This is a genomic window from Campylobacter geochelonis (genome assembly GCF_013201685.1).
Lineage (GTDB): Bacteria > Campylobacterota > Campylobacteria > Campylobacterales > Campylobacteraceae > Campylobacter_B > Campylobacter_B geochelonis.
Map to the genome: position 1 here is coordinate 1,622,325 of NZ_CP053844.1, position 19,460 is coordinate 1,641,784.

At 35.5% G+C, this 19,460-nt stretch carries 23 protein-coding genes; 6 read left to right on the forward strand and 17 right to left on the reverse strand.

Annotated features, from left to right (window positions below; genetic code table 11):
* Position 1 precedes the first annotated feature (1 nt).
* The 3 genes from CGEO_RS07355 to CGEO_RS07365 are packed head-to-tail and all read left to right on the forward strand — an operon-like array spanning position 2 to position 1,758.
* Positions 2 to 433 carry a YcfL family putative periplasmic lipoprotein gene (locus CGEO_RS07355; RefSeq protein ID WP_075494709.1) on the forward strand — a complete coding sequence of 144 codons (432 nt, stop codon included), beginning with the start codon at positions 2 to 4 and terminating at the stop codon, positions 431 to 433.
* Between the two features lie 8 nt (positions 434 to 441).
* Entirely contained in the window at positions 442 to 1,059 is a 618-nt protein-coding gene (gene lpoB / locus CGEO_RS07360) for a penicillin-binding protein activator LpoB (RefSeq protein ID WP_106381573.1), read from the forward strand.
* Between the two features lie 6 nt (positions 1,060 to 1,065).
* Positions 1,066 to 1,758: a hypothetical protein gene (locus tag CGEO_RS07365; protein WP_075540184.1), complete on the forward strand. Its 693-nt coding sequence runs from the start codon at positions 1,066 to 1,068 to the stop codon at positions 1,756 to 1,758.
* Positions 1,759 to 1,775: 17 nt separating this feature from the next.
* Here CGEO_RS07365 and CGEO_RS07370 read toward each other — a convergent pair whose 3' ends face one another.
* From CGEO_RS07370 to CGEO_RS07450, 17 genes are all read right to left on the reverse strand, one after another.
* Positions 1,776 to 2,051: a hypothetical protein gene (locus CGEO_RS07370; RefSeq protein WP_075494711.1), complete on the reverse strand. Its 276-nt coding sequence runs from the start codon at positions 2,049 to 2,051 to the stop codon at positions 1,776 to 1,778.
* Entirely contained in the window at positions 1,990 to 2,127 is a 138-nt protein-coding gene (locus CGEO_RS07375) for a hypothetical protein (RefSeq protein WP_165589854.1), read from the reverse strand. Before CGEO_RS07375 ends, CGEO_RS07370 begins: the two co-directional genes overlap by 62 nt.
* Positions 2,128 to 2,225: 98 nt before the next feature.
* Entirely contained in the window at positions 2,226 to 4,355 is a 2,130-nt protein-coding gene (locus CGEO_RS07380) for a heavy metal translocating P-type ATPase (protein ID WP_075494712.1), read from the reverse strand.
* The gene (locus CGEO_RS10085; RefSeq protein WP_106381572.1) at positions 4,324 to 4,716 is read right to left on the reverse strand and encodes a YtxH domain-containing protein; all 393 of its coding nucleotides are present in this window, start codon (positions 4,714 to 4,716) and stop codon (positions 4,324 to 4,326) included. Before CGEO_RS10085 ends, CGEO_RS07380 begins: the two co-directional genes overlap by 32 nt.
* Positions 4,713 to 5,024: a hypothetical protein gene (locus tag CGEO_RS07390; protein ID WP_075494713.1), complete on the reverse strand. Its 312-nt coding sequence runs from the start codon at positions 5,022 to 5,024 to the stop codon at positions 4,713 to 4,715. Before CGEO_RS07390 ends, CGEO_RS10085 begins: the two co-directional genes overlap by 4 nt.
* Positions 5,024 to 5,491, reverse strand: coding sequence for a hypothetical protein (locus CGEO_RS07395; protein WP_075540183.1), 468 nt, complete (start codon positions 5,489 to 5,491; stop codon positions 5,024 to 5,026). The genes CGEO_RS07390 and CGEO_RS07395 overlap by 1 nt, the downstream gene beginning before the upstream one ends.
* 77 nt (positions 5,492 to 5,568) lie before the next feature.
* The gene (locus CGEO_RS07400) at positions 5,569 to 6,174 is read right to left on the reverse strand and encodes a ferritin family protein (protein ID WP_075494715.1); all 606 of its coding nucleotides are present in this window, start codon (positions 6,172 to 6,174) and stop codon (positions 5,569 to 5,571) included.
* Positions 6,171 to 6,491 carry an HMA2 domain-containing protein gene (locus CGEO_RS07405; RefSeq protein ID WP_075540182.1) on the reverse strand — a complete coding sequence of 107 codons (321 nt, stop codon included), beginning with the start codon at positions 6,489 to 6,491 and terminating at the stop codon, positions 6,171 to 6,173. Before CGEO_RS07405 ends, CGEO_RS07400 begins: the two co-directional genes overlap by 4 nt.
* On the reverse strand, positions 6,469 to 8,673 hold the full coding sequence (locus CGEO_RS07410) for a heavy metal translocating P-type ATPase (protein WP_075540181.1): 2,205 nt from the start codon (positions 8,671 to 8,673) through the stop codon (positions 6,469 to 6,471). The genes CGEO_RS07405 and CGEO_RS07410 overlap by 23 nt, the downstream gene beginning before the upstream one ends.
* Before the next feature lie 125 nt (positions 8,674 to 8,798).
* Positions 8,799 to 9,383: a thiamine phosphate synthase gene (locus tag CGEO_RS07415; protein ID WP_075531756.1), complete on the reverse strand. Its 585-nt coding sequence runs from the start codon at positions 9,381 to 9,383 to the stop codon at positions 8,799 to 8,801.
* 32 nt (positions 9,384 to 9,415) lie between these two features.
* Positions 9,416 to 10,540 carry a 2-iminoacetate synthase ThiH gene (thiH, locus tag CGEO_RS07420; RefSeq protein ID WP_075540196.1) on the reverse strand — a complete coding sequence of 375 codons (1,125 nt, stop codon included), beginning with the start codon at positions 10,538 to 10,540 and terminating at the stop codon, positions 9,416 to 9,418.
* A 20-nt stretch (positions 10,541 to 10,560) separates the two neighbouring features.
* On the reverse strand, positions 10,561 to 11,325 hold the full coding sequence (locus CGEO_RS07425; protein ID WP_075494719.1) for a thiazole synthase: 765 nt from the start codon (positions 11,323 to 11,325) through the stop codon (positions 10,561 to 10,563).
* 18 nt (positions 11,326 to 11,343) lie between these two features.
* Positions 11,344 to 11,991, reverse strand: a complete 648-nt coding sequence (gene thiF, locus CGEO_RS07430; protein ID WP_242647960.1) for a sulfur carrier protein ThiS adenylyltransferase ThiF — start codon at positions 11,989 to 11,991, stop codon at positions 11,344 to 11,346.
* Positions 11,981 to 12,181 (reverse strand): sulfur carrier protein ThiS, encoded by a 201-nt coding sequence (gene thiS / locus CGEO_RS07435; protein ID WP_075494720.1) that lies wholly within the window; start codon positions 12,179 to 12,181, stop codon positions 11,981 to 11,983. Before thiS ends, thiF begins: the two co-directional genes overlap by 11 nt.
* On the reverse strand, positions 12,171 to 13,757 hold the full coding sequence (locus CGEO_RS07440) for an ABC-F family ATP-binding cassette domain-containing protein (protein ID WP_075540180.1): 1,587 nt from the start codon (positions 13,755 to 13,757) through the stop codon (positions 12,171 to 12,173). Before CGEO_RS07440 ends, thiS begins: the two co-directional genes overlap by 11 nt.
* Before the next feature lie 27 nt (positions 13,758 to 13,784).
* Positions 13,785 to 14,978, reverse strand: coding sequence for a tetrahydrodipicolinate N-succinyltransferase N-terminal domain-containing protein (locus CGEO_RS07445; RefSeq protein ID WP_075494722.1), 1,194 nt, complete (start codon positions 14,976 to 14,978; stop codon positions 13,785 to 13,787).
* Between the two features lie 9 nt (positions 14,979 to 14,987).
* The gene (locus CGEO_RS07450) at positions 14,988 to 16,082 is read right to left on the reverse strand and encodes an Mrp/NBP35 family ATP-binding protein (protein ID WP_075494723.1); all 1,095 of its coding nucleotides are present in this window, start codon (positions 16,080 to 16,082) and stop codon (positions 14,988 to 14,990) included.
* Between the two features lie 210 nt (positions 16,083 to 16,292).
* Here CGEO_RS07450 and CGEO_RS07455 point away from each other — a divergent pair, with 210 nt between their 5' ends.
* The 3 genes from CGEO_RS07455 to CGEO_RS07465 are packed head-to-tail and all read left to right on the forward strand — an operon-like array spanning position 16,293 to position 19,457.
* On the forward strand, positions 16,293 to 17,408 hold the full coding sequence (locus CGEO_RS07455) for a bifunctional 2-C-methyl-D-erythritol 4-phosphate cytidylyltransferase/2-C-methyl-D-erythritol 2,4-cyclodiphosphate synthase (RefSeq protein ID WP_075531755.1): 1,116 nt from the start codon (positions 16,293 to 16,295) through the stop codon (positions 17,406 to 17,408).
* Positions 17,405 to 18,295, forward strand: a complete 891-nt coding sequence (locus tag CGEO_RS07460) for a DNA-binding transcriptional response regulator (RefSeq protein ID WP_075494725.1) — start codon at positions 17,405 to 17,407, stop codon at positions 18,293 to 18,295. Before CGEO_RS07455 ends, CGEO_RS07460 begins: the two co-directional genes overlap by 4 nt.
* Positions 18,273 to 19,457 carry a sulfate adenylyltransferase gene (locus tag CGEO_RS07465; RefSeq protein ID WP_075494726.1) on the forward strand — a complete coding sequence of 395 codons (1,185 nt, stop codon included), beginning with the start codon at positions 18,273 to 18,275 and terminating at the stop codon, positions 19,455 to 19,457. Before CGEO_RS07460 ends, CGEO_RS07465 begins: the two co-directional genes overlap by 23 nt.
* The last annotated feature ends 3 nt before the right edge of the window (positions 19,458 to 19,460 follow it).

Consider the following 19,460-nt stretch of genomic DNA (forward strand, 5'->3'; position numbering starts at 1 on the left):
TATGAAAAAATATATATTTTCAGCGTTGGCTGTTTTACTCTTAGCAGGTTGTGGTATAAGCCCAACAGAAAGGCTTGCACAGCATAATGTCATCATAGAAGATGAAGATATTATGGATGATTTTGATTTAGTAAGTGTTGTGTCAAAAACGCGCGATGATGGGCTTAGTCAGGCTCAAGCCGTGCTTAAAAATAATACAAAAAAGAACCAAATGATAGCTTACAGGGTTGATTGGATAGATAAAGATGGCTTTGTAAAAGATACCATTTTATCAAAATGGAAAGTCGTTCAAGTAGAGGCAAAACGCGATGTTGTGCTTAATGCTATTTCGCCATCAATCGACACAGTGGATTTTAAAATCAGAGTAAACTACCCAAGCAAAGATGATAAGATTAGAAATAATCCAGCTTATTATGAGTATCAAGGAAAATAAGGAAAAATATGAAAAATATAGTTAAAATTTCAACACTTTTAGCAGCTTTGCTTTTTGCAGGTTGCACTCCAAAAACGCAGTATATAGATGGTGGCATTCCAGCAGGCGAAAATGAGTATATGAGCATGGGGATTGACAGTGCTGACTTTGAAAAAGCAGCGACAGATGCCGTTACAAGTTTGCTTAGAAGTGGCGCGCTAAACCGCCCTGGTGGTGGCAGATACGTTATCGCTATGGGTTCAATGGTAAATGATACAACTCAGCTAATCGACACAGACTTGCTTACTAAAAAGATTAGAATCGAGCTTTTAAACTCTGGAAAAGCCGTCGTAACAACAGCAGTTAGCTCAAATGGAGCAGAAGATGATATGACATTTATCGCTAGGGATTTGCGAGAAAACGATGAGTTTAAGCAAGATACTGTCGCAAAAAAAGGAACTCTTTATGCTCCAGATATGAGTTTAAGCGGAAAGATTATACAAAGAAATGCTGGGATTGATAAGAAAAGGCAAATTGTTGATTACTACTTCCAGCTAACTCTAACTGATATAAAAAGCGGGCTTGCATTTTGGGAAAATGAGAGCAAAATCTCAAAAATCGGCTCAAACAAAAGCGTTATTTGGTAAAAGCACATGAAAAAAATAGCTTTATTTTTTACCTTACCTTTGCTTGTAAGTTTTAGCTTTTGTGCGCCAAGTGTTACAAAGATTGATTTTTCTATAGATGATGTTAATCAAAGCAGTCTAAAAACAGACCTGAATTTAACATCAAATTTAGATAAAAAAGAGTTAAAAAGCGAGCAAAATTTAACTAAAATCGATACTAACGAAACACTTGTTTTACCAAAAAAAATTTTTATAGAAGATGGAGCTATAATAAATGAAAAATATATCGTAGATAAAAGCTATAAAAGTGCGAAAAATATAGCAAAAGATATCGATAAAAAGCTAAAACAAAAGATAAATTTATCAAAAGATTTTAATCTGACAAATGAGAAGTTTAAAGATAAAAGTGATGAAATTTTAAGCTATGAAATCACTAAATTTAATATAGAAAAAAACTACTCAAAGCTTTGGGCAAAAGCATCTTTAAAGTATGAGTTAAAAGATATAAAAGGTAAAATTATCAAGACAAATACAATCTCAAAAACTTATAAAAGTCCATTTAGCACTAGCTCACTTACATACGATGACATGATAGAAAAGCTTTCAAGCGCCCTTTTTAGTGAGCTTGCAGAAAGTAACAATGCTAAACATGATGAAAATTTGATTAATGATGAAGTTGTAAAACAAACTCCAAGCGGTGGTGTTGTTTTACCTTTTTAAATGCTAAAGCAAAGAATTTATTTCTTTGCACTTAGCTTTTTGTTTTTATTTTTAGTATCTGTCTTGTTTTGATAAAGCATATGATGCCAAAAAGAAAAGCCGACCAAAGTCGCTCCAGAGATAACATGAAGCTGCTTTGAAATCTTTGGCTTTAGGTTAAAAGATGTCGCGACAAGCACAGCAAGCGAAGCTGTCATACCTATCTTTGCAACCTCTTTTTGCGTATCTATGTCAAATTTGACCTTTGCTCCTACTTTGTCTTGCTTTTTTTCTATCAAATTTTCTTTTTGCATTTTTTCCCGTTTCATAAACTAAAGCAACTGTAAAAACAGTAGTTATCACACTTGCTAATGGTATTAAAAGCGGCATGACTCTCCTTTTGATTTTTATTATCATAATCATACCATTTTAAACTTAAAAAACTGACAACAAAATTTAGCACCAAAATTTTTTAAATTAGCACTAAACTATCTTTTCTTTTTAAAAACGTTTACTCCATTTGCAGAGTTTGTCAAAAGCCCGATTGTCGTGCCATTATGCAAAAACGCTGTAGCTGTTGGGCTTAAAAACCCAGCAGTAGCACCTAGTAAAATAGCACTGTTTATAGCCGCTGTTATGTTAAAGTTTCGCTCAACCAAATCCATAGTCTTGTTAGCTAGCTCTTTTACATCGCCAACTGCGCAAATATCATCAACCAAAAGTGATATATCAGCAGTTGCCTTTGCTATATCGGCACCTCTATGCATACTTATACCAACATCAGCTTGCATTAAGCTTGGAGCGTCATTTATCCCATCTCCAACAAAAACGATTTTTCTACCATCTTTTTTAAGCTTTTCTAAAATCGCAGCCTTTCCAGTTGGAAGCATCCCACTAAAAACCGTATCAATGCCTAGCTCTTTTGCTATCTCATCTGCTTTTTCTTTGACATCGCCAGTTAGCATGATAAGCTCTTTTGCACCAAGTTTTTTAAGGCGAACTAGCGTATCTTTTGCATTTTCTCTAACTCTATCAGACATCCCAATAGTTCCTAAAAGCTCTCCGCCATACGCAACATAAAGTAAAGCTAGACCATTTTTAATCGATTTTTTAATCTTTTCTTCAAATCCAACAAAAGAAATTTTTTCATCATCTTCTAAAAAGTGTCTTGAGCCGATGATAACTTGCTTTTTATTAACATGAGTTTTAACTCCATGTGCGACGATAAACTCAACCTCATCGTGGTGCATATGCACAAACCCGCGCTCTTTAGCAGCTTCGACTATAGCTTCGGCTACTGGATGAAAATAATGCTCTTCAGCACTTGCTGTTAAATTTAGCAAGTCATCTTCACTAAATTTAGGGTTAAAAGAGTGCACTTCAACCACTTCTAAATTTCCATAAGTCAAAGTTCCAGTCTTATCGAAAACAAAAGTATCCGCGCTTGCTAAATTTTCAAGCGGTTTTGCGCCTTTTATAAGGATTCCATTTTTTCCAGCTTTTGAAATGCTAGATTTAAAAGCAACTGGAGTTGGAAGCTTAAGTGCGCATGAATAATCAGCTTGTAAAACAGAAGCGACATTCATCATACTTTTATTTATCGCATAACTTACTCCAGCAAGTCCAAATGTTATAGGCACGAGCTTATCAGCTAGCTTTGTTGCTTTTAGTCCTATTTTTGACTTTTCATTAAGAGTTGCTGTTATGTAGTGTTTTATCTTTTGAGTTGCGGTATCTGCGCCAACGTGTTCTGCCCAGACTCGAATGCGCCCCTCTTCAACGATAGTTCCACTCATGACGCGATCGCCTCGTGATTTTTTAACAGAAACCGCCTCGCCTGTCATGCTTACTTGATTTACTAGCGCCTCACCATCGACTATATGCCCATCTATGGCTATAGTATCACCAGCGCCAACGATGACTATATCGCCCACTTTTATATCTTTAGCCAGAGTTTTTATCTCTGTTACTTTGCCTTTTTCTTTAACCTCTATCCAAGCCTCTTCAATGTTTGGTTTGGCTAGCTCTTTGATTAAATCATCGCTTTTATGCACAGTACTTTCTTCGATGTATTCTCCAAGAGCAAGCATTGTGTTTGTGCTATTTGCCGCGATAAAATCATTTCTAGCTAACGAAACCCCAACCGCCATTGCTTCAAGAAGTCTTGAAGTAAGACCCTTTTCAAACAGATCTTTTGCGCCATCTAAAAGTATGGGCGAGCAAGCAATATAGCTTAGCGTTTTTGTTGCTTTGCTTTTTTTGCTAAATAAATTTAGCCCAAGAGCAAGACTTGCTAAGTACATTTGTGATTTTGAAGGATTTTCGCTACCAAAACACTCACAAGCACTTAAAAACTCATCACTAGCTTTAAATTTATCAAAATCTAGCTTATCAAAATAGCTTATAAATTTATCTAGCTTAAATTCTTCATTTAACTGAAGAGTTATGGTAGAGATTTTAGAATTTAGTTTTGCTTTTTCTATACCAGAAAAATTCTCTAAATTCCTTAAAAACTCTATCTTGTTAAGCTCATTAAGATTTGTAAAAACTTTAAGTCTAAGCCTTGTTTTGCTAAGGTGTAGAATTTCAGTTGTTTTCGTCAATCTCGGCTTTGGCATCTTCAAATCTTTCTTTCATCTCTTCAAGTCCTGCTTGAAACATCTCAGAGCCTTTTGCTATAGCTTTAAAAATAGCGCTTTGTGCTTTTTCATTTGTTAAAAGATAAGTCGCAGCAGCTCCGATTAAAAGACCTTTTAAGAAATCATTTGTATTTAAATTTGAGCCAAAAAGCTGCGAGATAACGCCATTTTGAGAATTTGGATTTGTTCCATTAAACGCGTTTGTGTTATTAGCAGAATTTGCTTGATTTGGCGTATCTACTTGTTTATTATCCAAACTATTTTTATTTTGCTCATTTTGTTTATAAAAGCTCTCAACAGCTTCGGCGAAATTTTTATCTTTTATGTATGGGTTACTCATATTATAAACTCCTCTTTAGTTTTTATCAATTTTTCTATAGCTACAACACCACCAAATCCGATAGCAAAGCTAATCGCAGCTAAAGTATAGTTTTTAGTAGCTATAGCATTTGCACAACTTATAGCGCTTCCAGATGCGATTCCACCTTGAAGTGCAAGTTTTAACGTATTTTTAAGCGCATCATTTTTATCTTTGTGATTTGCGCTAGCATATCCCAAACCACCAGCCGTAATAGCTGCAAAAATAGCCCCGCTAACAACATGATCGGCTGGTTTTCTACTTGCTGTTAAGGAGATAGAATTATCCATCACGCTTCCTCAGTAGGTGCAACCGCTTGTGTTTGAGCTGGTGTTTTCGCTGGTTCGATTGCAAGCTCTATTGCTGCTTCTGCTGCAGGTTCTATCGCAGGCTCAGCAACTGGACTAACTTTTGGTCTGCCTGGTCTTCTTTTTTTAGTTGAAGTGGTAGTAGCAGATTTTTTTCTTCTAGTTCGTTTTTTAGCCTCTACCTCTTCTTCTTTGACTTCATCATCATCTGTTTTAAGCGCATTAACAGCTCTTCTACCTTTTTTAACGCCTTCTTTAATGACATCTTTTGTCTTTTCAAAGCCCTCTTTTACAAATTCTGTAGTTTTACAAATTCCATCTTCTGCGCACTCTTTTGACTCGCAAATTCCATTTTCAAATTTCTCTTTGATTTTTCCTCTGTTGTTAAAAGCAACGACTCCGATGCAACCTAGCGCAATGCCCGCTAAAAATGGTATAGGTAATGCCATCTCATACTCCTTGATTTTTAAATTTAGCTATGTTTTTGACATAGCCATTATCAATTTTACTTGTTGTTGATATTATATCACAAATCTTTGTTTTTATCATCTATTATTTGAGATATTACAGAAGCTGCGACTCCACCAACCAAAACTCCACCTAAAAGAGATAAATTTGAGCTGTTTAAAAAGCTTAAAAAATCATTTGGCTTTATATCTTTGTTGATTAATTTTTGTAAAATTTGTCCAAATTCTTCGCCATTTTTTCCTAAATTTAGCTCTTGATTTTCACTTTTTATCTCATCTTTTTTTTCTAACTTTTTCCTAAAAGCTGGTAGATTATCGTTATAAGAAGACGCTTGCAATCTGTAAAAAAGATCCTTTATCTCTTCGTTTTGCACATTTGATATCATTTTTTCATAAAATCTGATAGTTTTTCTCTCTATCACAAGAGCTATCTCGTATGCCTCTTCTATACTTTTAGCCTCTTCGATATCTGAAAGATCAGCTTCTTGTGGCTCTTCGCCTTGCTTTTTTATCATATATGAAAGCTCTTGTATAAATTTAAGTTGTGTTTGCATAATAGCGCTAAATGGCTTGATATCGCCAAATTTTTGAACTATGTTTGCATAAGTCGCAAAAGCTATTTGCTCATCTTTGATAGCAGCTTGTAAAAACTCGTTATCGTTCATACTATCTCCTTTGCTTTTAGATTTAAATACTCTCTTAGCTCATCAGTATTTTGCCCATTTAAAAAGTCATTCCAAAGTCTCATCGGAAAAACTTCATGGTCGTAAAAAATAGTAATCGAGCCAACAAGTAAATTTGTCTTTAGCTCTTTTATACCTTTTATATTTTTTATCCTTGAGTGAATTTTTGATTCATCGATATTGCTTTTTAGCTCCTTTATTTTAGGGCTTACTCTAACTCTAAGTCTACCTTTTGTGTGGCTGATTGGCGAAAAATACTTCGCAAATTCTAAAATTTCACTGTTTTGCAACTCTGTCATCTTTTGCGTTTAATCCTATCTCTTTTTTTAAGCTAATTTTTGATGAGTTTAGTATAATCCCTGCTGTGTGAGCAAGATGAACTGTTCCTGCTAGAACTGGCGTTAAAAGCCCAACCGCAGCGAGTGCTACACCAAGAATGTTTGTCCCCATACCTATATAATAATTTTGATTTACAGTCTTTAAACTAAGCTTGCTAATATCGTATAAATTTACCACATCTAGCGGATGAGAGTGAGTTATAGCGATATTTGAAACCTCTATAGCTGCCTCACTTCCACCACTTGCAAAAGAAATTCCAACATCAGCTAAGCTAAGCGCTAAGGTGTCATTTATCCCATCGCCTATCATGACGATTTTGTTATATTTTTTACGTAAATTTCTTATAATCTCAGCTTTATCTTGTGGCATTAAATCTGCATAAACCTCATCAAATCCATACTCTCTAGCAAAAGCACTAGCGACTTTTGTCTCATCGCCACTTAGTAAAACTAGATGCTTTACCCCTCTTTTTCTAAGCATTTTTAGCATATCTTGAGTATTTTCTCTAACTTTATGTTTAAAGCCGATTACGCCTATAGCCTTTCCATCTTTTGCAACAAAAACAACGCTTTTGCCCTCATCTAATAATCTAGCCAAATCCTTTTGATACTCTAAAATATCTACTTTATACTCTCTTAAAAGCTTTGCATTGCCGATTAAAATCTTAGCGCCATCATGCTCGCCACTTACTCCAAGACCAGCTAAAACTTCTGAGCTTGCTTTAAAGTTAGCGCTTATACCAAGCTCTTGAGCTTTTTTACATATCGCAACAGCTAGTGGATGAGTGTTTCTTCTTTCTAGCATATAAGCAAGAGAAAATAGGGTCTTTTCATCAAATTTTGTTATAATATCTGTGATTTCTGGCTCTTTTGTTGTTAAAGTTCCAGTCTTATCAAAGCAGAAAACATCGCTATCGCTCACTGCTTCAAGGTATTTTCCACCTTTGATTAAAATTCCCTCTTTTGCTCCCCTTGCAATACCTGCACTTACTGCAGAACTTGCTGCTAAAACAGTCGAACAAGGGCAAGACATCACTATCATAACCGCAAACGCTCTTGCAAAAGAACCAGTTAATCCAAATGTTAAAACAGTTAACAAACTGCCTAGTTTAAGCGTTCTTGCGGCTAGTTTTTGTGCTGCGATTTCGCCGTCTGATTTTACAGACAAAGACTTTTCTACCTCTTTTATAACTCGCCCGATATAAGTCTCATCATCTTTTGCTCTAACTTCGACTAAGATTCTACCTTTTTCTATAAATGTATTTGCAAAAACTTCATCATTTTTTGTCTTAGTCTCAGCTTCGCTTCTACCATTTATAATACTCTCATCAATCAGCGCCTGTCCACTTACGATAAGCCCATCTACTGGGATTTTCTCGCCACTTCTACAAGCTAAAATATCGCCTGGCTTTATCAAGCTTAAGTCAGTTTCGATTTCTAAATCGCCTTCTAATTTATACGCTTTTTTAACATCATTTTTGATTAAATTTCTAATCTCTCTTTTTGACTTTTCAGCCGTATAATCCTCAAAAAGCATACTTCCACGAAGTATATAAATAATCTCAAAAGCCGCCGTTGCTTGCGAGCCAAAGATAGCTAAAAGAAGCGAAAATGTCATGAAAGTTTGAAGCGTAAAGCGCCTGTTTTTAACATCATCTAAACTCTCTTTAAAAAGTGGAATTGCAGCTACTAAAGAGACGATGCCAACAAGCGAAAGTGGGGTTGAAGCAACCGCAACTCCTAAAATGCTCTCTTTTATAAAAACATACGCCGCAAAAACGCTAAGTACAGCAAACTCTAAAAGACGCCTTTTCCAAGGAATGGGCGTTGAGATTTTACAGCTGCTACAAACTTCGCAAGCTGGCTTTGAAAGCTCTTTTTTCTCTAAAGTTCTGTTTCTCACAGTTTTTTGCTCTATTTTAGGAGCGTCAAAAGCTTTGAAAATAGCTAGAATTTCGTTTATGCTTATGTTTTTAGGGTTAAAATTTATGATAACTGAGTGGCATTTTTCATTTATCCTAAAGGCTAAATTTTCTTTAGCTAAAATAGATGAAATCAGCCTTATCTGCGCTTTGTTAAAGTTCTTTGACTTAAGTCTGATACGAGTTTTTGTCTGGCTTTTAATGGTGATATTATTTAACATTTATATCCATTTCTTTTTTACAATAATTATCATTATACTTTAATAAATTTAAAAATTTCTTTAAATTTATTAAAACTTAATTATACCATCATCTTAAATTTATACACTAAATTTAATAAAAATATTTATATAAATTTAGCTAAAAAATCACTCTCATCATCGCACTTCATCGCACTACTCATCACGCAAACAGCGTTTGCTCCAGCGTTTAATGCATTTTTAAAATTTAGCTGATTTATCCCACCAAGTGCGTAAATCTCTCCATCAAAAACTTCTCTAACGCTAGTTATTAGCTTAGTTCCTTTTGGCGGTGTATTTTTACAATATGTGGGAAATATATGGCTCACACAAAGTGCATTTGCGCCCAAGCTAAGAGCAATCTTTGCCTCATCTACGCTATGAATAGAGGCTGTTATATTTTTAAATTTAGCCAAATTTGAGCTATTTTTCTTTAAAATTTCAAGCGGTAGCCATACATCTTTATGTTCTAAATTTAGCGCTACATCTATAAAATTATGACAAAAAAGCTTCACGCCAAATTTAGAACAAACTTCTCTAATCTCTAAAAAAAGCCTCTCATACTCATCTTCTTTTAGCTCTTTTGCCCTACAAACTATCGCCCAAACTCTTGCTTCGCAAAGCTTTTCTATCTTTAACGCCACCTGCTTATCACACAACGCTAAATTTAAAATCGCTACAACTTTAGCCATTTTACCGTGCTTTTAAGTAGTCTAAAACTCGTTTAGACATAGATATACTCGCTCATAAGTGGGTAAAAACCGCTATCTTTCACGCTTTTGCATACTTCATCAACGCTTCTTATATCATCGATTTCAAACTGATCATCGCCAGTTTTTTCACTATGTCCACCGATACCTACGCTAACTCCAGCTGAGAGTTTTGTGGCTGCGATTTTGATAGCATTATCTCTAAAACCAGCTCTTTCGCGAGTTGAAACCGTAATGCTAGCAAACGGCATAAAAAGGCGATAAGCCATAATCACTTGTAAAAGCTCTTTTTCATGCACATCGCGTGGGTTAATCCTAGAGTTGTTTATAATCGGTCTTAGGCGCGGACAGGATAGTCCGATTTCTGCGTGAGGGTATTTTTGTGATATCAAATGTGCGTGAAGTCCAGTCGCAAAGGCATCTTTTCTAAAATCATCAAGCCCAAGCAAAGCAGCAAAACAAACCCCTCGCATTCCGCCCATTAGCGCTCTTTCTTGAGCGTTAAAGCGGTATGGGAAGACTCTTTTTGTGCCTTGAAGGTGGATTTTTTTATATTTTTCTAGATTATAAGTTTCTTGATAGACATTTACATAATCAACCCCACACTCGTGCAAATACGCGTATTCATCGACATTTAGCGGATAAATTTCTACTCCGATTACTTTAAAATACTCTCTTGCGATTTTGCAAGACTTGCCGATATATTCAACGCTTGAGCGTTGGCTCTCGCCAGTTAGGATTAAAATCTCTTCTAAATTTGTCTTTTTAATGTTTTCTAACTCAACCCTAAGCTGACTCTCATCTAGCTTTGCTCTTTTTATGTTATTGTGCAAACTAAATCCACAGTAAACGCAGTGGTTATCACAGTGGTTTGAGATGTAAAGTGGAGTAAAAATGTTGATATTATTTCCAAATTTAGCTCTTGTTTTGGCTTGAGCGATTTGTGCCATATCTTCGATAAACTCAGCTGCTGCTGGGCTTAAAAGAGCTCCAAAATCACGCACACTCAACTCATCTTTTTCAATAGCTTTTAAAACATCAAATTTGCTAAATTTAGCATAGTCAAACTCAGCGCGAGCGGCTAAAACCTCATCCATAATCTCACTACCAATATCTTGCATACCCTCAAGATATGCCATATGATCGCTTTTTTGCACGACTAATCCCTTAAAAAGCCAGTTAGTGGCGAGCTAGCGCTTGCTTTGCTTTTTACACTTCCAAAACCAGCAAGATAGCCCTCTCTTCCAGCTACAATGGCATTTTTAAACGCTCTTGCCATCATAACTATATCGCTTGATGTAGCAATAGCAGTATTTGCCATCACAGCCGCACATCCCATCTCCATCGCCTCACACGCTTGAGATGGACGTCCGATACCTGCATCAACGATGATTGGAGTTTTTATCTCGCTTACTAAAATCTCTATCATTCTTTTCATAACTAGGCCTTGATTGCTCCCAATCGGCGAAGCTAGCGGCATAACCGAAGCAACTCCAGCATTTACTAAATCCCTTGCGAAATTTAAATCTGGATACATATAAGCTAGCACCACAAAGCCCTCTTTAGCTAGAGTTTCAGTCGCTTTTAGCGTTTCGTTGTTATCTGGAAAAAGATATTTGCTATCTCTTATCACTTCAAGTTTTATAAAGTCACCACAGCCTAGCTCTCTTGAAAGTCTTGCTATGCGAACCGCCTCATCAGCGTTTCTTGCGCCACTTGTATTTGGTAAAATCGTGATGTTTTTTGGTATGTAGTTTAAGATATTTTCCACCCTGCTTTCGCCAACTCTTCTAAGCGCTAGAGTGATGATTTGCGTGTTGGCTTCTTTTATACACGCATCGATTAGGCTTGGATCAAACTTGCCAGAACCTAAAATAAACCGCGAACTAAACTCTTTATCCCCTAGTATAAAACTATCTTTCATACCTTTTTCCTTATCTTTTTAAGCTTTAAATTCTTTCATGATAATTCGCAAAATCATATTTGCTTGATGAGCTGCGCACATCATCACACGAGGCGCCATTATGCCGATACTCATATCACTTTTCTTATCGCCACAGATATATATATTTAAGCCAAATTTAGTAGTTTTAACCAAATTTGAACTCTCATATCCAGACATTCCAGAACCCATAACAAAAGTTTTATCTAAATTTTTTGACGCAAATTCTGCTATCATCGCCTTTGTATCAGCTTTATCAAACGCTTCGCAAATAATACTCTCATCTTTTAAAATTTCATCTAAATTTTGCCTGTTTAAGACTAAATTTAGCGTCGTTGCATTTACAAAAGGATTTATTTTTAAAATATGCTCTTTAAGCGCTTGCGTTTTTAGCTTGCCGATATCTTCAGTTGTATAAATTTGGCGGTTTAGGTTGCTTGCTTCGATTGTATCAAAATCAATTAAAAGCAAATTTGCCACTCCAACGCGAGCTAGCATAACAGCGATATTTGAGCCAAGCCCACCAAGTCCAAGTATGGCAACTCTTGCGTTTTTAACCGCTTGATTTACATCTTTTGGATTTCTTGAGTTTAGATCTGTTTGTTTTAACTGCTTTTCTAAATTTAGCATTTTACTTTCAACCACCACCGACAAATTCGACTATTTCGTAACTTTTACCATCGCTTAAATTTGTCGCTTTCCACAGCGTTTTTGATAAAATCTCGCCATCTTTTTCAACAGCAACTCTATCTAAGCAAAAACCATTTTGCTCTAGATACTCAAAAACACTCAAACCTTCGCTAACTTCAGCGAACTCTCCATTTATTTTAATTTTCACCTAAACTCTCTCTATACTCTTCAAAACTTCCTCTAAAATCGACTATCTCGCCATCGCCTTTTAAATGAAGTATTCTGTTTGCAAACGCATCGATTAACTCTCTATCATGGCTTACACAAATCGCACTTCCTTCAAATTTATAAAGCGCCTCGCCAAGTGCGATGATAGCTTCTAAATCAAGGTGGTTGTTTGGCTCATCAAGAACTAGTAAATTTGGTTTTAAAAGCATAAGATGACTTAAGGCAACTCTGTGCTTTTCGCCTCCACTTAGCGCGCCAACGGCTTTTTCTTGTTCAGCCCCACTAAAAAGCATTCTTCCAAGACATTTTCTAATCTCATCTAAATCTTTGTTTTTCTCATCTTGAAGATACTCATAAAGTTTTAAATTTCCTTTAATTTTGTTATTTGTATCTTGCGCGAAATATCCAAGCTCGATAGTTGCGCCTATGTGAACGCTTCCACTATCTGGTTTTAATTCACCTGTTATGATTTTACAAAGCGTGCTTTTACCAACGCCGTTTGAGCCTACGACTGCAACTTTATCGCCTTTTTCGAGTTTAAAGTTAAAGTTTTTAAAGATAACTTTGTCATCAAAACTTTTGTTAATCTCTTTTAACTCAACTAGCTCGTTTCCTATCTCGCGGTTTAGTCTAAAAAGTATGCTTGGATCTCTTCTTGAAGAGGTTGCGATATCACTTACATCAAGCTTTTCAAGGCGTTTTTGCCTGCTTGTTGCTTGCTTTGCTTTGCTTGCGTTTGCGCTAAATCTAGCTATAAATTTCTCTAAATCCTCTTTTTCTTTTAGCTTCTTATCGCGCTCCATTTCAGCTTGTTTTGCGACTAAATTTGAAGCGATATACCAGTCATCATAAGTGCCACTAAATTCGCGGATTTTTTTGAAATCCACATCTAAGATATGAGTGCAGACTCTGTTTAAAAAGTGCCTATCATGGCTTATAACAACCAAAGTTCCATCATGGCGATTTAGCTCGTTTTCAAGCCACGCGATAGCATCGATATCAAGGTTGTTTGTAGGCTCATCTAAGAAAAGTACATCTGGTTTTGGAAACAGCACTTGAGCTAGTAAAACCTTAAATTTATCGCTAGTTTCAATCTCGCTCATTAGCTTATCATAATCAAACAGCCCAAGGCTAGATAGTATTTTCTCACACCTTGTTTCATACTCATAAGTTGGATCTTCTTCAGCACTTATCATCTCAAGTTCGCTTAAGCGGTTGTTTATCTCATCTGTAAACTCCTCGCTCATATAAAGCTTTTCTTTCTCTTTGATAGCGTCATATAGGCGTTTGTTGCCATATAAAACTGCATCTTTTAAAGTGAAATTTTCAAAAGCAAACTGATCTTGTCCTAAAACTCCAACCTTTAGCCCAGTATCGATAAATATCTCACCGCTACTGCATTCGGCTTCACCACTTAAAATTTTTAAAAATGTGGACTTTCCAGCGCCATTTGCGCCAATTAGTCCGTATCTGTTGCCACGATCAAGCTTTAAATTTATATCCTCAAACAAAACTTGTGAGGCAAATCTCATCGTTAAGCTCTTTACTTCTACCATAATTTTCCTTAAATCACTAGTGCTTTATCAGTGTAAATTTTCGTTTAATTTTACTGTTTTTTTGTTATACGATGCTGTTATTTTCCCACTTTGGCTATCTTGTCTAAAGTGCAAACTGTTTAGGTTGCAAAGCTCTAAACCTTTAAAAATTTCTTTATCAAATTTAAACTCTTTATTCGCCTCTTGAAGTTTTTTGGCTTCCACGCTTGAGATATAAATTTTAGTTCCTTCTAAAATAGCTATGCCAGCATCGACTATACAGTCATCTCCCAAAGGAATTCCAGTTACAGAGTTTGCGCCTAAAAGCGCTCTTTTACCAACACTTATAGCATTTCCACTAGTTCCACTTAAAACTCCTAGTATAGAAGCTCCACCACCTATATCGCTTCCATCTCCTACGATAACGCTACTGCTGATTCGTCCCTCTACCATCGCTTTACCTGTAGTTCCGGCGTTAAAATTTACATAGCTTGCTCCTGGCATTATCGTTGTGCCATCTGCTAAATGCGCACCTAAGCGAACTTTTGAGCTATCAAGGACTCTAACGCTATCATTTGGTACTATATGACTTAAAAATCTTGGGAATTTATCCACGCTTAGGATAGTTGGATACGCCCCACTCATCTTAAGCCAAATTTCGTTTTCTTTAAGCCACTCAAGTTCGATTGGCTTTGATTGCAAATCCCACGCTACATTTGGTAAAACTCCAAACGCGCCATCTAAATTTAGACTTCTTAACGCAACTTTTCCCAAAGATAGCAAGTATAGTTTTAAATACACACTCTCAACGCTTTTTGGCGCTTTATCTTCAAAAATAAATGTCGCACAAAAGTTATCTTCACCATCTTCTGATAAAATTTCATCTATTGTCATAAAATTTTGCAAATTCTTATGAGAATTTCCATCTACTTCATCAACCAAAAAGTCAAAAATTTCTAAAACCTTATCAACAACATCTCTATCTAGCTTAGCTACAAACTCGCTACCTTTGGTATCAACCTTGATTCCACACTCTTGTAACGCCCAAAATAGCACCGCAAAACTTGCATAATTTTCTTTATAGTTTATAACAGCATAATTTGCACAAAGCGTTTTTTCTTCATCTAAAAAACTTTTTTCTACTCTTGCTACTGCCCACGCGATAGGCTCTTTATAGCCATCTTGGGATTTGATTTTATCAACAAATTTGTTTAAATCTTCTTTATTTTTTATCTTTTTCATCAACTTTCCTTAGCTATGACAGTGCGCTTTGCCACTGTTATCTGGCTGAATCGCAGAGTTATCTGCCAACTCATCAGCATCGATTTTTTCTATAATTTCCCAAAGTCTGTTTGCAGCACCTTCGTATCTTTTAGAGCTAACGCTATTTGGCTCGTAAAAACTTATCGGTTTTCCACTATCGCCACCTTCTCTAATGCTAATTTCGATTGGAATTTCACCTAAAATTTCAGTTTTATACTTGCTTGCCAGCTTTGCCGAACCGCCCTTGCCAAAGATATCATACTCTTTTGCGTTATCTGGACAGATAAATCCACTCATATTTTCAACAATTCCAGCGATTGGGATATGAAGTTTTTCAAACATATCAAGGCTTCTTGCTGTATCATCAAGTGCGACGATTTGCGGAGTTGTAACACACACACCAGCAGTCACTGGAACACTTTGAGCAAGAGTAATTTGCGCATCGCCTGTTCCTGGTGGCATATCGATAAATAACACGTCTAAATCGCTCCAGCCAACATCTCGTAAAAGCTGCTCGATTGCTTTCATTATCATAGCGCCTCGCCACATAAGCCCTTGTCCTTCTTCGATTAAAACGCCCATACTCATCATCTCAATCCCATGAGTTAAAATCGGTTTTAAAGTCTGACCAACCACAGTCGGCTGAGTGTTTTGCTCGCCTAACATTCGCGGGATATTTGGACCATAAATATCAGCATCTAAAACGCCAACTTTTTTACCAAGTTTTGCCATAGAAATAGCTAAATTTACAGTTGTTGTACTTTTGCCAACACCGCCTTTTCCACTACTTACCATAACAAAATGTTTGATTTGCGGAGCGATGTTTTTGCCACTTTGAGTGTTGCTTTTCTCTTCTGGAATTTTTGGTTGTTTTATAATGACTTGTGCGTTTTTTCCTAAAACTTTTGTTATATCGACTCTAAGCTTATCAGCAACTTCTGGTTTGCTTGAAACAATCTCAACTTCGACTAACACCTCATCGCCAATTTCTATATTTTTCACAAAACCAAAATCAACTATGCTTTTCTCAAAGCCCGGATAAATGACAGTTTTTAGTTTTTCTAAAACTTCTTCTTTATTCATTTTTCTCTCCATAAATTTATCTAAAATAACTTGCAAATTATACTTAACTTTACTAAATATATCATTTAATTAAGAGATTTGCATTATAAAGGAGTTATTTTATCTTATTTAAATGAAAACTTAACTTAAATTTAGCAAAATTTACAATCTTGATAAAAAATAAATTTTTATTGTATAATATCGTAACACTTACGTAAAAAAGGATATCTTTTGTGTGAAATATCGTTAGTTATACTTGCTGCTGGAGACTCTACTCGTATGCAAATGAGCGCTAAGAAACAGTGGCTTAGAGTAGGTCATGATCCACTGTGGAAATTCGTAGCAGATAGGCTAAAAACGAAGTATAAATTTAGCAAAACCATAGTAGTTGCAAACTCAGATGAACTTGAGTATATGAAAAGTTATGATGATAGCTTTTTTTATGCCAAAGGCGGAAAAAGCAGGCAAGAGTCATTAAAAAACGCTCTTTGTTTTATAGATTCAATGTATGTTTTAGTCCACGATGTAGCAAGGGCTGAAATTTCAGAAACTCTTTTAAACTCTATCATAGATAAAGCTTTGGAATTTGACTGTGTAAGCCCATATATAGGGGTTTATGATACAACTTACCTAAATGATAAAATTATAAATAGAGATGAGATTAAACTTATCCAAACTCCTCAACTTAGCAAGACAAGTCTACTTAAAAAAGCGCTTTTAAAAGATGAAATTTTTACAGATGATAGCATGGCAGTTGCTAGCGTGGGCGGAAAACTTGGCTTTGTAAAAGGCGAAAGCACAGCTTTAAAAATCACAACAAAAGATGACTTAAAAAAACTGAATTTAGCTCCTGCTTCAAGCGATATTTTTGTAGGAAATGGCTTTGATGTGCATAAATTTCAAGCTGGAGATGGACTTATGCTTTGTGGTATAAAAGTGCCTTGCGAGTATGAATTTATCGCTCACAGCGATGGCGATGTAGCACTTCATGCACTTACAGACGCTATTTTAGGAGCGTGTGGGCTAGGCGATATAGGAGAGTTTTATCCTGATACGGACGCTAAATTTAAAGGCGCAAACTCGGCGGATTTACTAAAAGATGCGCTAAAAAGAGTTAAAAACTTTGGTTATGAGGTTGTAAATGCCGATATAACCATCATGGCTCAAGCTCCAAAATTAGGAACTTATAAAAAAGAGATGGCAAAAAATGTAGCTCAAATTCTAGGCATAAATAGAGTAAATGTAAAAGCTACAACTACAGAAAAGCTAGGCTTTGTCGGCAGAAGTGAGGGCGTGGCTGTTATGGCGACGGCTAGTTTGAAGTATTTGGATTGGAAAAATTTATGAGAATTTTAATAGTAGAAAACGAAGTTTATCTAGCTCAAAGCATAGCTAGCAAGCTTACTTCTTTAGGGCATGAGTGTGAAATTTTAACCGATATAAAAGATGTGTTAAATGCAGGCAAAAAGGACGCGGTACTACTTTCTACAAATATATTTGGCGAAAACATCTACGCTGTGATTGATAAATTTAAAGACTCAATTATAATTTTACTTATCACTTATATCAACAACGATAACGTTTCAAAACCTATAAAAGCGGGTGCGAATGATTATATACAAAAACCATTTATGGTTGAAGAACTAGTTAGAAAGCTTGATCATTTTGAAGAATTTGATAAGTTAAAAAATATAAATAAATCTTTTTCTAAATACTTTGAGTTTTACTTTTCATCTATATGTTCGCAAGAATTTGAGATAAAAAATACAAAATTTCCATTTTTTATAGTATCTAGTAATCAAATTTTAGCAGATAAATTTCTCTTTGAAATGTCAAGAAATTTAAATTTATCTTTTAAATTTATCTTTTTAGATATGCCAAATTCGCTTGAAATTTTAGAAAATGAAAATTTCTGCTGTCCGCTGTATCTTATAAATTTCCACACACTTAAATACGATGAAAAAATGCGCCTTTTTTCTATCATACAAAAAAAACAAGTTGTAGTTAGCACGACAAATTTTAGTGAAGATATACCGTTTGAACAAGTGGTTTTAAAAGAAGATAGCAAAGGTGGTTTTGAGGATAAAATTTTATCTATCGATGAGTACTTTAAACATATCATCACTTCGTATCAAAGCGTGTTTCCAGACACCGAGCTTTCAAAAAGGCTTGGAATCTCTAGAAAATCCCTATGGGAAAAGAGGAAAAAGTATGGAATCGATAGAAAAAAATAGAACTATTTTTATAAATCAAGAGGCGTATGGCACGCTTTTGCTGATAGAAAACCAAATTTTAGGTAGTTTTAACTCTTTGATGGATGAAGATGAGATTGCAGAAGTTACCTTAACTGGATATCTTAAAAAAGATCCCATGCCATATGCTTTTATCTTTTCGCCTGGTGGCAACCGCAACCAAGAAGTTGTAAAAAGCGCAAAAAAAGGAGATAAAATCAATCTTATAAAAGATGGCGTTGTGGTTGGCGAGATAAAAGTAAAAAGCTCTTTTAAATATAAAAAATCATGGAAACACTTAAATATATTTGGAGCAAATTCTATCTTTAACAAGGAAAGCAAAGACTGCGTTGGAAGCTTTTGTTTATCTGGCAAGGTGAAAATTTTTGATAATACGATAAAAAAAGCAAAAGATGAGATAGCAAGGATAAAAAAAGAGCGAAATATACAAAAAATCACCGCTTTAATGCTAACTGCAAACCCTTTTCACCGAATTCATGAAAGGCTTGTTAGAATCACAATCGACAAGGCGGATTTGCTTGTTATCTTTCTTATTAGAAGCTCAAAAGAGGATAGACTTTCTTTTGATTTAAGGTATAAAACGCTTAAATTCTTTGTTGAAAACTTTATCACTACAGAAAAAATCATCATAGTCCCATTAAAAAACACATCACTATTTACAGAGCATAAAAACCCAGAGCTTGAGTGCATAGCAGCATATAACTTTGGCGTTACAAAGGTGGTGATTGGGCAAAATCACGGCGGTATAGGGATGTTTTATGATGATAATCGCGCTTACACTATAATAGACAGGATTAGAAAAGATTTAAATTTAGAAATTCTAGTCATGCCAGAGTATGTATACTGCGATAAGTGTAAGACCATAGTCAGCACAAAAACTTGCCCGCACGGACAACACCACCACATCAAATATCATAGCTCGACTATAAGAACGCTTTTAAGAAATGGCATTTTACCTCCGGCAATCTTGATGAGAAAAGAAATTTCTGCTATGATTTTGAGTGAACTTTTTCCAAACAGGTTTGCAAATTTACAAAAAATGTATGATGAGCTTTTCCCAAACAACGGTATTTTAGAGACTCATAGTTATGAGGAATTTTATAAAGAGTTGGCGAATTTATACCAAACCAGCTCGCTTACTTAAGGA